This is a genomic window from Caulobacter sp. S45 (assembly GCF_903642205.1).
Lineage (GTDB): Bacteria > Pseudomonadota > Alphaproteobacteria > Caulobacterales > Caulobacteraceae > CAHJWH01.
The window spans coordinates 14,446-27,902 of sequence record NZ_CAHJWH010000007.1; the positions used below are offsets into that span (position 1 = coordinate 14,446).

Below are 13,457 nucleotides of genomic sequence, written 5' to 3' on the forward strand. Positions count from 1 at the left end.
CGCGGGCGCATCCCGGTGAGGTCTGGAGCGCCGCGCACATGATCGGCTTCACTAGCCGGGCCGCCGGGAATTTCAACGATGAACGCGCCCAGCGTCCCGCCTTCGCCGGCGCTCCAGACCGCCCCCGAGGTCGCCAGGCCCGCGGAGCTTGAGCTCTGGAGCAACCGGCGGCTGGTTCACCCCCTCTCGCGCACCCTGGCGGCGCGGCTCGCCTCCACCTGGGTCACGCCCAACATGGTCTCGGTGGCCGGGGCGGCGATGGCGGCCGTGGGGGCTGCAGCCTACACCCTGCTGCCCCGGCCCTGGGGCGCCTTGCTGGGCCTCCTCAGCCACTACGCCTGGCACGTGCTGGACGGAGCGGACGGCGATCTTGCCCGGCGCACGGGTCGCAGCTCGCCCTCCGGCGAGTTGGTGGACGGCATCTGCGACTATGCGGGGCGCACGGTCCTGTACGTGGCGCTCGGCGCTGACGGGGCCGCCCAGTTCGGCGGCTGGGTCTGGCTGCTGGCCGGCGTCACTGGCGTGTCGCGCATCGTGCAGGCCAACTTCTACGAGACCGTGCGCCGCCAGTACCGCCGCTGGGTCTACGGGACGGCGTGGATACGCCAGACGCTGGCCGCAGGACCGCCGGGCGGACGCGGCCCGGCCGGCGCCCTCGGGCGGCTGTTCCTGGCGGTCTCGACCCGGGTGACGCCGGACAGCACGGTCCTGGACGTCGCCATGGAACACGCCGCGGCGGCGGGCTCAACGAGTCGGCAGGCCGCACGCGCGGCCTGCCAGGCCGAGCTGGCCCCGGTCGTCCGGCGCGCGGCGATCCTGTCCACCAATGCGGAGACCGTGGCGGTCTTCCTGTCCATGCTCGCGGGCGGACCGATCTTCCTGTTCGTCTATGTCGCCGTGGTGCTGAACGCGGCCTATGCCGGCCTCTACGCCGGCCAGCGGAGGCGGCTAGCAAGGACTGCGACGCGGCTCACGCCGGGCTGAGCGGGGTCGCCGCGTGGAACTGGAGGGCGGCGAGACGGGCGTATAGCCCGCTCCGGGCGATCAGCGCCGCATGGGTCCCGCTCTCCACGACCCGTCCCTGGTCCATCACCAGGATGCGGTCGGCGTCCAGCACCGTGGCCAGGCGGTGGGCGATGACCAGCGTGGTCTGGGAGCGGCCGGCCTGGGCCAGGGCGTCCTGCACCAGCTGCTCGTTGCGGGCGTCCAGGGCGCTGGTGGCCTCGTCCAGGAGCAGGATCGCGGCGTCCCGGGCGAAGGCGCGGGCCAGGGCCACCCGCTGGCGCTGGCCGCCGGACAGCGAGCGGCCGCCCTCCCCCACCGGTGTCGAGAGGTCTCCGCCATCCAGGAACGCGTCCACCTGGGCGGCGGCGGCGGCGGCGGCGACCCGCTCGGCGCTCACCGGCGGCGTCCCGAAGTCGATGTTGTCGGCGACCGCGCCGGTGAACAGCATGGGGTCCTGGGAGACCAGGGCCATGCGCGCGCGGACATCGGCGGGCGAGGCCTGTCGCAAATCCACCCCGTCCAACCGAACCGAGCCCGACTGCGGGTCGTAGAAGCGCAGCAGCAGCTGGAAGACCGTGCTCTTCCCGGCGCCGGAAGGTCCGACCAGGGCCACCCGCTCGCCGGGCGCGATGCGGAAGCTGACGCCGCGGAGCGCCGCGGCCCGGCTGGCGTGCGGATAGCTGAACGCCACGTCCTCGAACACGATCTCGCCCCGCGCGGGCGTCGGCAGGCGTGTAGGCGACGCGGGGGCCGTGACGGCGGGGCGCAGGTCGAGCACCGCGCCGATCCGCTCCAGCGCCTCCAGCGCCTTGCGCGCCTCGCTCCACACCTCGGTCAGCGCGCTGGCGGACGACGCCGCCAGCAGCGCCAGCACCCCCGACTGCACCAGCAGCCCCGTGGTCGAGCGATGGGTGACATAGGCCGCGTAGGCGCCCTCGCCGAGGAGCGCCGCCAGTCCCAGGAACAGCAGCAGGATGATGGCGAAAGCGAGCGCGGCGTGGGTCCGCGCCCGCACCCGGGCCGCGGCGCCGGCCGCCTCGATGGCGGCGGCAAAGCGCGTGGCGGCGCGCCCTTCGTGACCGAAGGCCTGCAGGGTCGCAAGTCCCGCCAGGCTCTCGCCGGCAAAGCCGATGGCCTCGGCGATGCGCGCCTGCGCGGACGCCCCACTCCGCCGCAGCCGCCGTCGGAAGATGAGGAGAGGGGCCAGGAAGATCGGGACGAACAGCAGCAGGGCCGCCGAGATCGGCCGCAGCACGATCAGCAGGCCGAGCGCCCCCGCCAGGCTCACCAGGTTGCGCAGCGCCACGGAACAGAGGTTGCCGGCGAGGTTCTGCACCGCCGCCACGTCGCTGGTGAGGCGCGAGAGCAGATCACCCGGCTCACGGCCCGCCAGGGCTGTGGGATCCAGGCCAAGGGCGCGATCGTAGAGGCTGCGCCGCAGGTCGGTCCCGATCCGCTCGCCCAGGACGGTGACGAAATAGATGCGCAGGGCCGTCGTCGCTGCGAAGACCCCCGCGACCAGCCCCAGCGCGAGCAGGGGCGCCAGGAGGTCGGAGCCGCCGCGCGTCGACCCCAGGCGGTCGATCGCGAACCGGCCCGCCACGGTCAGGCCCAGGATCGCCGCTGTCGACAGGAGTACGGACAGGGCCGCCAGTCCGGTCAGGCCGGGCCGCGCGCCGAGCAGTCCGCCGAGCCGCCGGACGGGTCCGGCCTCGTCGCTCGCCGAAGCCTCATGGGCTGGTCTCAAGGTCGCCCTTCCACCATAGTGCCTGCAGCCTCCGCCATTCCGACGCCGCGGGACCTCCTGTCCAGCCCTTCGGTCACAGTGTCGCTCGAAGGACCGTCCGCCGTCTTGAAGCCGTCCACCCGATCCGTCCTCGCCATCGAGCCAGGCGCGTGAAGGCGCTGATCGTGGCGGCGGGCCAGGGCGTGCGCCTGCGTGGCCTCGCCGCCTCCAAGCCGCTCGCGCCTGTGGGCGGGGTTGCGCTGATCGAGCGCGTCATCGCCGGAGCCGCGCGCGCGGGCGTGAGCGAGTTCGTGGTGGTCACCGGCTACCAGGGCGACGCCGTGGCGGCGAGGCTCGCGGACATCTCCGCCCGCCTCGACCTGACGGTGACCAGCGTGTTCAACCCGGACTGGCGCGGGGCCAACGGCGTCTCCGTGCTGGCGGCCGAGGCGCTGCTGACGGGCGAGTTCCTGCTGCTCATGGCCGACCACCTGTTCGACCCCTCGATCCTGGCCGACCTGATCGCCCTGGACGACGCGGCGCCCGTAGTGCTGGCCGTGGACCGGCGCCTCGGCAACCCTCTGGTCGACCTGGAGGACGTCACCCGGGTGCAGACGGCCAAGGGCGGCGCGATCAGGCGCATCGGCAAGCTGATCGACAGCTACGACGCCTTCGACACCGGCCTGTTCCGCGCCGGGCCCGCCCTGTTCGACGCTCTGCGGGCCGACGTGGAGGGCGGGGGCGGAGGCGGCATCTCCGCCGGTATGCAGCGGCTGGCGGATGCGGGCCGGGCCTCCACCTTCGACATCGGCGACCGCTTCTGGATCGACGTGGACGACGCCCTCGCGCTCGACAAGGCGGAGCGATCTCTTCGCGCCACGTCGACAGCCGTCCGCATCGCCTCCTGAGCCGGAGACAGCCTTGAAGCGGCTCGCTGGCGGCCAGCTCGACCGGTACCTCCTGCGCCGCCTGTGGCCGCCGGTAGCGGCGAGCCTGGGCCTGATCCTGGCGGCCCTGCTGCTCGACAAGGCGCTGCGGCTGGTCCAGGCGCTGTCGGACAGCGGGGCGCGCCTGGCGTTCCTGCTGCCGCTGATGGCGGCCCTGAGCCCCTACTTCCTCGCCACCGCGATCCCCTTCGCCTTCTTCACCGGGCTGCTGATCTGCGTCAGCGGCCTGGACGCCGACGGTGAGATCGAGGCGATCCTGGCCGCCGGCGTCTCGCCCGGGCGGCTCGCCACTCCCTTCATAGCCGCGGGCGCGGCCATCGCCCTTGCGATGCTCGCCGTCTCCGCCTGGCCCGAGCCGCTGGGACGTTTCAGCTACAACCAGGGCCTGGCCCGGGCGCAGCAGGCGGGATGGTCGGGGCGGCTGGAGCCCGGGGTGGTGTTCGCGCCCAAGCCCGGCTCGAGCCTCGAGGCCGAGCAGGTGCTGCTGGTGGGCCACCGGTTGCGGGGCGTCTTCCAGACCCAGCGCAACCCGTCCGGCGGCGAGACGGTCACCACGGCCAGGGGAGGCTCCTGGAGCTTCGTCCATGGCGGCCGCGACGTGGCGCTGACGCTGCACGACGGCTCGGTGCTGCGCGACGCCGCCGCCTCCGGCCCCACCTTCGGTCGCTTCGACACCCTGGACCAGATCGAGCCCTCAGGCGTCGCCGTCGCCAGGCCCGTCCGCGGCGGGGACGAGCGGGAGCTGACCCTGCCCGAGCTGTTCGGGGCGCTGGAGGCCGGCGGGCATCGCGGGCGGGTCGTGGGGGCGGAGCTGGCGGTGAAGCTGGTGCAGGCGGCGGTCCTGGCCTTCCTGCCGCTCTTCGCCCTGCCCCTCGCCCTGGCGAGCAAGCGCGGCGGCCGGGCGCCCGGCATGATCGTGGCCGTGGCCAGCCTCGCGGCCTTCCACCACGGCGTGGAGTTCTTCAAGGGCCTGGCGGTGAGCGGCAGGCTGTCCTCGGCCTGGCCGATCGTCGCCTGCCTGATCGTGTTCGCCGCCGTCTGCATCGCGGTGCACCTGACCAGCCGGCGGCGACCTGGCGACAATCCCATCACCCGCACGGGAGCCTGGCTGGCCTGGGCGACCCGCGGCGTGCGCCGCCGCATCGCCCTCTTGGGCGGCGTCTCCTGGCTCACCCGGCGATATTCGAACCTGCCCGCCTACATCGTCTGGCTGTTCGCAGTCCGCACGGCCATCGCGGGCCTGGGTTTCGTCCTGTTCTTCCAGATCGTCGACCTGCAGGAGATGAGCCCCAAGATCCTGTCGCGGGGCCTGGGTGTGGCGGGGCTCGCCCGCTACGAGACGCTGCGGGCGCCCGCCATGGTTCTGCAGCTGGGCGGACTGGCGATCCTGGTCGGCGCGGTGGCGACCTTCTTCGCGCTCGGCCGCAGCAGCGAGAGCGTGGCCATGCAGGCCTGCGGCGTCTCCCCCTACCGCATCCTGCGGGCCGCGGCGCCAGTGGCCCTGGCCATGGCGGCGCTGGAGTTCGGCCTCTCCGCCGAGGTGGCGCCCCACGCCCAGGCGGCGCTGGACGGGTGGTGGAGCGACAGCACGCCGGTGCAGGAGCGCGTGGCGCCCCAGGGCCGCTGGCTGCGCGTGGGGCGCGACCTGCTGCACGCGGACCACGTCAGCGCCGACGGTCGCAGCCTGCAGGGCGTGACGATGTACGGCCGCGACGCCGACGGGCTGCTGCGCAGCCGCACCTCCGCAGCCACCCTGCAGTGGGCCCGTGGCTGGCGGGCGGGCGCGACCCGCTTCGACCAGGTGGGTGAAGCCGGCGATGTGGTCACCCGCGCGCCGGCGTCCCGCTGGACGGGCGTGGGGCTCAGCCCCTTCGACCTGCGCGCGGTGACCCGCACCTCCGAGGAGACCACCACGCTGGCGGCGGTCTGGACGCGGGTTTCGGGCGCGGCCACCGACAAGCGCGGACACGACCTGGCGACGCGGGTGCAGCACGGGCTGTCCGAGCCGCTCAGCCCCTTCATCATGCTGCTGCTGGCCTCCCCGGTGCTCGTCTGGTCCGGAGGCCGCCGCGGCCAGACCCTGCCGCTCGGCGCGGCCCTCGGCTCGGGCCTGGCCTTCCTGATGACCGACGGCCTGTTGACGGCGCTGGGCGAAGCGGGCGACCTGCCGGCCCTCGTCGCCGCCTGGACGGCGCCCGCGGTCTTTGCGGCCGGGGGGTTGTGGGCCCTGTCCTTCTCCGACGGCTGATCGAGCGGACGCACAGTACGAGGATGTCGATGCCGAGTCCCGTCCAGCCCTGGATGAGGCGCGCCGCGCGCGTGGGCCTGAGCCTGAGCCTGAGCCTGAGCCTGGGCCTGAGCCTTGCGGCCGCCACCCTGTGCGCCACCGGCGTCAGCGCCCAGGAGGACGCCTGCGATGGCCAGCCGTCCGGCGTGCGGCTGTTCATCTCGGTGGACCGGGTGGTGCGCACCGAAGGCCAGGTCGCCGCCACCGTCTATCCGGACGATCCCCACCGCTTCCTCGCCCACCATGGCCAGCTGGCCATCGTGCGCCGGCCGAGCGCCGCGCCGTCGACGCAGCTGTGCCTGTGGCTGCCGGCGGCCGGACGCTACGAGGTGGCGGTCTACCAGGACCTGAACGGCGACCATCGCTTCAACCGCACCGCGCTCGGCCTGCCGGCGGAGCCCTACGGCCTGTCCAACGACCCGCCGAACCTGATGGGCCTGCCGACCTTCCGCTCGGTGCGGTTCCCGGTGCACGCGGGCGACAACACCATCCACATCCCGCTGCACAAGGCCAGGGGCTGAGGCCGTTCAGCCGGCCCTGCGCGCCAGCTTCAGCAACCGGACATAGGCGTGGGCCAGCCTGAGCCCTGCTGCGGCCAGGGCGCCGGGGAGGCCCGAGCCCCCGGCGGGATGCGCGACGGCCTGGGCCAGGGCGGGCTCGACCAGGCGGCGCTGCAGCTCGCCCGCCAAGGCTTGGTCGGTGAAGACGCCGACGATCTCCGCCTCCGCCTCCAGGCTCACGAAGTCGAAGTTGGAGGAGCCGAGGATCACCGTCGCATCGTCGATGAGCACCGCCTTGACGTGGCTCATCTCCGGCGTCTGGACCAGGCGGAAACCTTCCCGCCGCGCCAGGCCCGCGATGTAGCGGCGCAGGATCGGCTTGTTGTTCGCCTGGGGCGTCAGGACGCTCACGCGCACGCCGCGCCGGTGCGCCCGGACCAGCCCGTCGGTGAAGGGGAAGCTCAGATACGGGCTGGCCACGACGATCTCTTCACACGCCGCGTCCAGGTGCGAGGCCAGGGTGGTGAAGGCTCCGGCATTGCGGCGCCCGTCCATGCGGTAGAGGCTCAGACCGTCGAAGTCGGCGCGCCAGCCGCCCGCAGCAGCCTGTTCGGCCGAAGGGAAGTCCTGCGCCAGTCGGTCAGCCACCTCGCCCCGCGCGATCCTGACCATCAGGTCGGGCCAGGCGAAGTTGTGGTCGCTGAAGTTGATCCCGCCGATATAGGCCACGTCGTCCGCCACGATGACCTTGCGGTGGTCGCGAAAGGGGTAGTCGCGCCAGAGCCTGCGGACCGGCGCGGTCCAGACCACCTCCACGCCCGCGGCCTCCAGGCGCGCGAACATGGCCGAGGTGGCGCGGACCTCCACCTGCAGGGCCTCGTCGCGCCTGGCCCGGCGCGTGTGCACCCAGCGATCGTTCACCACCCATCGCGTGTAGTCGTCCACCGCCACCCGGCGCAGGGGCGCGGCGCTGGCCTGGATGGCGGCGGCGACCTCCAGGCCCACCGCGTCGCCCTCGAAGGTCATGGCCTGCACCAGCACCCGCCGGCGCGCGGCCGCGATGTCGGCGCTGGCCCGCGCCCAGAACTCGCCCGCGCCGATCAGCAGTTCATGGCGAGGCACGGCCGGGTCCCTGGCGCCGCGTTGCGCCGCGCCGCGCCCCACCTATAAGGCCCCGATGCCGCCGGCGAGAAGCCTCCAGCCCGAGAGCCGCGGGGTCGACGATGCGGACGGCGACGAGGCGGACGGGCGCATCCGCGTGCTGCTGCTGCTGAGCTCGTTGCACGGCGGCGGGGCCGAGCGGGTGGCGGTGAACCTGCTGAACGGCTGCGACCCGGCCCGCTTCGACGTCCGCATGGGCCTGCTGCGCCGCGCCGGCCCCTACCTCGACGATGTCGATCCGGGGCGCATCGACGTGGCCGCGGGCGGCGGCTGGCTGCGGGACGATCGTGGCAACGCCGCCCTCTACCGGCCCGACCGCCTGGTCGCCGGCGCCGTCCAGGCGCCCCGGGCCCTCGCCGCCCTGGTGCGCCGCTCACGCCCGCACGTGGCGGTCAGCTTCCTTAAGGGCCTGAGCCTGGCCGCCTGGCCGGCCATGGGGCTGCTGGGCGCGGAGCGGCCGCGCTGGCTGGCGCGGGAGGGCAACAACGCCCTGGCCGTAATCGATGGCGAGGTGGCCAATCCGCTCGGCCGGCGTGTGGTCAAGTCGATGCTCGGCCGCTGCTACAGGGCGGCGGACGGGGTGCTGGCCAATTCGGCGGACATGGCCGAGGGCCTGCGTCGCAACTTCCGGCTGGCGCCTGAGCGGGTGCACGTGGCGCCCAATCCCATCGACCTGGCCAGGATCGAGGCGGGCGCCAGGGTCCCGCTCGACCTAGCGGGCCGCAGACCCTTCATCGTCACGGCGGGCCGGCTGGAGCCGCAGAAGGGACAGAGCCTGCTCCTGCGCGCCTTCGCCGCCAGCCGCGCCTGCGACGGGCTCGACCTCGTCATCCTGGGCGAGGGCAGCCTGAAGGCGCGGCTGCAGGCGCTCGCCGTGGACCTGGGCGTCGCTGAGCGGGTGCGCTTGCAGGGCTTCGCCGCCAATCCCTGGGCCTGGTTCGCGCGGTCGCTCCTGTTCGTGCTGCCCTCGTTCTGGGAGGGCTTTCCCAACGCCCTGCTCGAGGCCATGGCCTGCGGTGCGCCCGTGGTGGCCAGCGCCTGCGACTACGGCCCGCGTGAGGCCATCGACCATGGCCGCAGCGGACTGCTGACGCCCGTCGGCGACATCGACGCCCTCGCCGCGGCCTTGGATGCGGTGCTGAGCGCCCCCCAATACGCGCTCGCCCTTGGGGCGGCCGCCAAGGTGCGTGCTCACGATTTCGGACTGACGCAGTCCATCGAAGCCTACTCGGCCATCTTCGCAGCCTATGCGTGATCGGTTCCAGGCGGCGAAAGCAGTTGCGCCGGGCGAGGCGCCGTCCGTAGGTCGCTCCACGATGGAGCAGGGCGACATGCTGGAACTTTGGGGTGGGCACGAGTGCACCGTCAACCGGATCGGCGACGCCTTCTTCGACCAGACCGTGCGCTCGGGCCACCAGCAGCGGATCGGCGACCTGGCGCTGTTCGCAGCGCTCGGCCTGAAGGCCCTGCGCTACCCTGTGCTGTGGGAGCGGGTGTCGCCAGACGCGCCGGAGGTGCGCGACTGGAGCTGGTCGGACGAGCGCCTGGCCGAAATCCGGCGCCTCGGCCTTCGGCCCATCGCCGGCCTGCTGCACCACGGCAGCGGGCCCCGCTATACCGACCTGCTGAGCGACGGCTTCGTCGCCGGCCTGGCCCGGCACGCCCGGGCCGTCGCCGAGCGCTATCCCTGGATCGAGGACTGGACGCCGGTCAACGAGCCGCTGACCACCGCCCGCTTCAGCGCCCTCTACGGCCACTGGTATCCGCACCTCAGCGACGAGCGGAGCTTCTGGCTGGCCCTGCTCAACGAGATCGAGGGGACGGCCGCGGCCATGCGCGAGATTCGCCGGGTCAACCCGCAGGCGCGCCTGATCCAGACCGAGGACCTCGGCCAGGCCTACGGCACCCCGCCCTTCGCCGCCGAGGTCGCCTACCAGAACCAGCGGCGCTGGATCAGCTGGGACCTGCTGGCCGGCCGGGTCACGCCCGAGCACCCGCTGCGCGCGCGGCTGGACGCGTTCGGCCTCGCCCGCCGCCTGGACGCCCTGGCCGACGCGCCCTGCCCGCCCGACGTGCTGGGCGTGAACTTCTATCCCACCAGCGAGCGGTTCCTGGACCACAGGGCCGAGCTCTATCCGCAGTGGGTCGCCGGCACGGAGGGACAGTTCGACATGGACGCCGTGCGCGTGCTCGATCCCGGGCCGGTGGGGCTGGAGGGCCTGCTCACCCAGGCCTGGGCGCGCTACAACCTGCCCCTGGCGGTGACCGAGTCGCACCTGAACGGCAGCCTGGACGACCAGATGCGCTGGGGGCTGGACGCCTGGGCCATGGCCGGGCGCCTGCAGGCCAGGGGGGTCGACGTGCGGGCGGTGACGAGCTGGGCGCTGCTGGGCAGCTTCGACTGGAACAGCCTGCTCACCCGCCAGGCCGGCTTCTACGAGCCGGGCGCCTTCGACGTCAGCGGCGGCGCGCCGCGAGCGACCGAACTGGCGGACATGCTGACGCACCTGGGCTCAGGCGGCGACGCCGCCGACTGGGTGCGCTCCCATCCCGCCCTGGAAGTTCCCGGCTGGTGGCGGGGCGACGGCCGCCTCACCCTGCCGCCCTACCGCTGGCTGGACGCGGCCGGCCCGTGATCGAGCTCCGGTGGCTGCAGCCCTCAGCCCCGGACGAGCCGCTCCTGATGGACCTGCTCGACGAAGCGGAACGGGCGCGGGCGCTGCGTTTCCAACATGAGGCCGACCGGATCGCCTACGCCGCCGCCCACGCGCTGCTCCGCGCCCTGCTGAGCGAGGTCGCCGGAGGGGCGCCTCGGAACTGGCGCTTCGTGCGCTCGCCGACGGGCAAGCCCCGCCTGGACGGCGCCGACGGAGGGCCGGACCTGAGGTTCAGCCTCAGCCACGCGCGCGGCATGGTCGCCTGCGCCGTCGCCCCGGGGATCGATCTTGGCGTCGATGTCGAGCCGCTCAGCCCCATGCCCGACGGGCTCGTCCTGGCGCGCGCTTCCTTCTCGGTCCGAGAGGCGGACGGGCTGCAGGCCCTGGCGGAGCCGGCTCGCAGCGACGCCTTCGTGCACCTCTGGACCCTGAAGGAAGCCGCCCACAAGGCGTCCGGCCAGGGGCTGCAGGACCGGATGGAGCATCCCGAGTTCGAACCGGCCCGGCTCACCGGTCCTGATCCGAGCCCCCGTCCCCTCGAACCTTGCGGCTGGCTGTTCCGGCAGTTTCGGCCGCAAGGCCGGTTCGCGCTGGCGTTGGCGTATGCCGATGACGCCCGATCAGGGCCGGTGCGCTGCCGGCCCGGAGCCATCCGGGGGGTCCGCACCTAGCCTGCGGGCCATCCACAGCGCGCCCTCCAGGCCTGCATGCTCCAGCTGCGGAGCGGCCAGGTAGCCGTCCGCTGCGACCGCGGACTGCGGCCCGTAGACCTGGATGCGTCGGCGCAGGCCCTCGTGCACGCTGGCGCGAAGGCCCGGCGTGTCCATCACCCCGCCGCCCAGGATCAGCCTCTGCGGAGACCAGGCCAGGACGATGGTCTCGCACAGCTGGGCCAGGTAGTCCGACACGAGCGCGAACACGTCCGCCCGAGCCTGCAGCCCCACCCCCTCGCCCAGCCGGCGCCGGATCGCGGGTCCCGCGCTCAGGCCTTCGGCGCAGTCGGCATGGTAGGGACAGGCGCTGGGCAGGCCGTCGCCGTCGCGGCGCTGCAGGCGGACATGGCCCATCTCCGGGTGCATGGCGCCGCGCAGCGTGCGGCCGCCGATCGCCAGGCCCGCCCCGATGCCGGTGCCGATGGTGACGTAGGCCACCGTCTGAAAGCCGCGGCCGGCCCCCATCTGCTGCTCAGCCAGGGCCGCAGCGTTCACGTCGGTGTCCAGCACGATCGGCGCGTCCAGCCTGCGGGCCAGGGCGCCGTGCAGGTCGAACCCGCTCCAGTGCGGCTTTGGCGTGGCGAGCATCCTGCCGTAGTCGGCGGCCCGGGCGTCCAGGGCGATGGGGCCGAAGCTGGCGACGCCCACGCCCGCCAGTCGCCGGCTCGCGGTCAGCGCGGAGGCCACGCAGGACGCGATGGCCTCCACGGCCGCCAGCGGTCCCTCGGTCGCGAACCGCGCCTGCGCCAGCGTAACGCCTGCGCGGTCCACCACCTTGCACAGAATCTTGGTGCCGCCGGTCTCCACGCCGGCGAAGATGGGCTCAAGGGTCAGCACTCGGCCTCCGCCGGGCAGCGTCGCCTCAGGCCTATCAGGCCTTCTGGCGGGCCTCGCCGCGCTTCCACGCCGCAGGCGGCCCGAGTCTCGCAATTAAGGGGAAGTCTGCTAACAAGCCGCCCCGGATCGCGCCGATCTGGCGCCCGCGGCCGGGCGGGACCATCTAGGCGCGGCGCAGGACCCACCTGCGGCCACATTGCGGCGATGAGCAGAGACGTCACATGCGTTGGTTGATGCGGTCGAAGATCCACAACGCCACCATCACGGAAGCGAACCTCGCCTACATCGGCTCCATCACCATCGACGAGGACCTGATCGACCAGGTCGGCCTGTGGCCGGGCGAGCGGGTGCTGGTGGTGTCCAACACCTCCGGCGCACGGCTGGAGACCTATGTCATCGCAGGTCCGCGGGGCTCCGGCGCCATGTGCATGAACGGCGCGGCCGCGCACCTGATCGGCGAGGGCGAGCAGGTCATCATCATGGGCTTCGAGCTCACCGACAAGCCGATCCAGCCGCTCGCCGCCCTGGTCGACGGCCGGAACCGCTTCGTCCGCTTCCTCACCGAACGCCCCTCCACCGTACTGGAGCCGTTCGAGGCGGAGGTCGTCTAAGCGCACTGCTCGCCGTCGCCTCATCCTGAAGTCGACGCGAGGTGTAGGTTCGTTCCATACCGGCGGCTGTGGTGAGTGACCGGCAAGATCACGTCTTCCTCTTCCTCCTTGCCCGCACGTGTCGCGGGTTAGGAGCAAAGATCACCAGAGGTCAGGCTCGCCAGCCATCGGCTCATGCGAGCATCTCAGCACGACGTTGTCGATCAGGCGCGTGCGTCCCAGCCTCGCGGCGAGCGACATCAGCGCCGTCGAGCCCACCGTCCCCAGCTCCTGCAGGGTGTCCGGGTCGGCGACGCTGACATACTCGACCCGGAAACCCGGCTGGTCGGCGATGAGGTCGCGCACCACCTCTCTCAGCGCCTGCGCATCGCGCTCGCCGCCCTCGAACAGCCCCTTCGCCCGGGACAGCGCGCGAAACAGCGTCGGCGCGACCGCACGCTCGGCCGCGTCGAGGTAGACGTTGCGGCTGGAGAGCGCCAGGCCGTCCGCCTCCCGCACCGTGTCGGCGACCACCACCTGCACCGGCATGTCCAGGTCCGACACCATCCGCCGGATGACCACCGCCTGCTGCGCGTCCTTCTGGCCGAAATAGGCGCGCGAAGGTTGGACGATGTTGAACAGCTTGGCCACCACTGTGGCGACGCCGGCGAAGTGGCCCGGCCGCGCCGCACCTTCCAGCGGCGAGGTGACGCCCTCCACCTCGATGCGGCAGGAGAAGCCCCTTGGATAGATTTCCGCGGCGCTGGGGTTGAACACCAGCTCCGCGCCCTCGCCGTCCAGCAGCGCCAGGTCGCGCGCGAGGTCGCGAGGATAGCGGGCGAGATCCTCGTTGGGCCCGAACTGGGTGGGATTGACGAAGATGCTGACCGCCACCGCCCCGCACTCCGCCCTCGCGCGCCGCACCAGGCTCAGATGGCCCTCGTGCAGGAAGCCCATCGTGGGGACCAGGCCCAGCGTCCCCAACCCGCCCCGCGCGGCGCGCACCTCCGCGATCGTCCCAAGCACCTGCATGG

The 13,457-nt window shown here is 73.1% G+C and carries 12 protein-coding genes; 8 read left to right on the forward strand and 4 right to left on the reverse strand.

Features of this window, described 5'->3' with window-relative positions; genetic code table 11:
• Nucleotides 1-78 precede the first annotated feature (78 nt).
• Nucleotides 79-984 carry a CDP-alcohol phosphatidyltransferase family protein gene (locus tag HUV06_RS01600; RefSeq protein WP_174299521.1) on the forward strand — a complete coding sequence of 302 codons (906 nt, stop codon included), beginning with the start codon at nucleotides 79-81 and terminating at the stop codon, nucleotides 982-984.
• Here HUV06_RS01600 and HUV06_RS01605 read toward each other — a convergent pair.
• Nucleotides 971-2,752: an ATP-binding cassette domain-containing protein gene (locus tag HUV06_RS01605; RefSeq protein ID WP_174299522.1), complete on the reverse strand. Its 1,782-nt coding sequence runs from the start codon at nucleotides 2,750-2,752 to the stop codon at nucleotides 971-973. The genes HUV06_RS01600 and HUV06_RS01605 overlap by 14 nt on opposite strands.
• Before the next feature lie 149 nt (nucleotides 2,753-2,901).
• Between HUV06_RS01605 and HUV06_RS01610 the strand changes: the two genes are divergently transcribed.
• Genes HUV06_RS01610 through HUV06_RS01620 form a run of 3 tightly spaced genes read left to right on the forward strand, consistent with a single transcriptional unit; the run spans nucleotide 2,902 to nucleotide 6,486 of the window.
• Complete coding sequence (locus HUV06_RS01610) at nucleotides 2,902-3,639, forward strand: NTP transferase domain-containing protein (protein WP_174299523.1); 738 nt, start codon at nucleotides 2,902-2,904, stop codon at nucleotides 3,637-3,639.
• A gap of 13 nt (nucleotides 3,640-3,652) precedes the next feature.
• Entirely contained in the window at nucleotides 3,653-5,926 is a 2,274-nt protein-coding gene (locus HUV06_RS01615; RefSeq protein WP_174299524.1) for an LptF/LptG family permease, read from the forward strand.
• A 29-nt stretch (nucleotides 5,927-5,955) separates the two neighbouring features.
• A complete protein-coding gene (locus HUV06_RS01620; RefSeq protein WP_174299525.1) occupies nucleotides 5,956-6,486 on the forward strand; it encodes a DUF2141 domain-containing protein in 531 nt (176 codons plus the stop codon).
• Between the two features lie 6 nt (nucleotides 6,487-6,492).
• On the opposite strand, the gene HUV06_RS01625 is transcribed toward HUV06_RS01620, so the two are convergent.
• A complete protein-coding gene (locus HUV06_RS01625; RefSeq protein ID WP_174299526.1) occupies nucleotides 6,493-7,587 on the reverse strand; it encodes a phosphatidylserine/phosphatidylglycerophosphate/cardiolipin synthase family protein in 1,095 nt (364 codons plus the stop codon).
• Between the two features lie 55 nt (nucleotides 7,588-7,642).
• Here HUV06_RS01625 and HUV06_RS01630 point away from each other — a divergent pair, with 55 nt between their 5' ends.
• From HUV06_RS01630 to HUV06_RS01640, 3 genes are all read left to right on the forward strand, one after another.
• Nucleotides 7,643-8,881 (forward strand): glycosyltransferase, encoded by a 1,239-nt coding sequence (locus tag HUV06_RS01630; protein WP_174299527.1) that lies wholly within the window; start codon nucleotides 7,643-7,645, stop codon nucleotides 8,879-8,881.
• A 76-nt stretch (nucleotides 8,882-8,957) separates the two neighbouring features.
• A complete protein-coding gene (locus HUV06_RS01635) occupies nucleotides 8,958-10,262 on the forward strand; it encodes a family 1 glycosylhydrolase (protein ID WP_174299549.1) in 1,305 nt (434 codons plus the stop codon).
• Nucleotides 10,259-10,954: a 4'-phosphopantetheinyl transferase superfamily protein gene (locus tag HUV06_RS01640; protein WP_174299528.1), complete on the forward strand. Its 696-nt coding sequence runs from the start codon at nucleotides 10,259-10,261 to the stop codon at nucleotides 10,952-10,954. The genes HUV06_RS01635 and HUV06_RS01640 overlap by 4 nt, the downstream gene beginning before the upstream one ends.
• On the opposite strand, the gene HUV06_RS01645 is transcribed toward HUV06_RS01640, so the two are convergent.
• A complete protein-coding gene (locus HUV06_RS01645) occupies nucleotides 10,904-11,833 on the reverse strand; it encodes an ROK family protein (RefSeq protein WP_254600823.1) in 930 nt (309 codons plus the stop codon). The two genes, HUV06_RS01640 and HUV06_RS01645, sit on opposite strands and share 51 nt — an antisense overlap.
• 233 nt (nucleotides 11,834-12,066) lie before the next feature.
• Between HUV06_RS01645 and panD the strand changes: the two genes are divergently transcribed.
• Nucleotides 12,067-12,444 (forward strand): aspartate 1-decarboxylase, encoded by a 378-nt coding sequence (panD, locus tag HUV06_RS01650; protein WP_254600824.1) that lies wholly within the window; start codon nucleotides 12,067-12,069, stop codon nucleotides 12,442-12,444.
• A 141-nt stretch (nucleotides 12,445-12,585) separates the two neighbouring features.
• On the opposite strand, the gene panC is transcribed toward panD, so the two are convergent.
• Nucleotides 12,586-13,455 (reverse strand): pantoate--beta-alanine ligase, encoded by an 870-nt coding sequence (gene panC, locus HUV06_RS01655; RefSeq protein WP_174299530.1) that lies wholly within the window; start codon nucleotides 13,453-13,455, stop codon nucleotides 12,586-12,588.
• Nucleotides 13,456-13,457: the final 2 nt, after the last annotated feature.

Coding starts and splice junctions, on each gene's coding strand:
- HUV06_RS01600 (WP_174299521.1), top strand. CDS start 79: ATGAACGCGCCCAGCGTCCCGCCTTCGCCGGCGCTCCAGACCGCCCCC.
- HUV06_RS01620 (WP_174299525.1), top strand. CDS start 5,956: ATGCCGAGTCCCGTCCAGCCCTGGATGAGGCGCGCCGCGCGCGTGGGC.
- HUV06_RS01630 (WP_174299527.1), top strand. CDS start 7,643: ATGCCGCCGGCGAGAAGCCTCCAGCCCGAGAGCCGCGGGGTCGACGAT.
- HUV06_RS01635 (WP_174299549.1), top strand. CDS start 8,958: ATGCTGGAACTTTGGGGTGGGCACGAGTGCACCGTCAACCGGATCGGC.
- panD (WP_254600824.1), top strand. CDS start 12,067: ATGCGGTCGAAGATCCACAACGCCACCATCACGGAAGCGAACCTCGCC.
- panC (WP_174299530.1), bottom strand. CDS start 13,455: ATGCAGGTGCTTGGGACGATCGCGGAGGTGCGCGCCGCGCGGGGCGGG.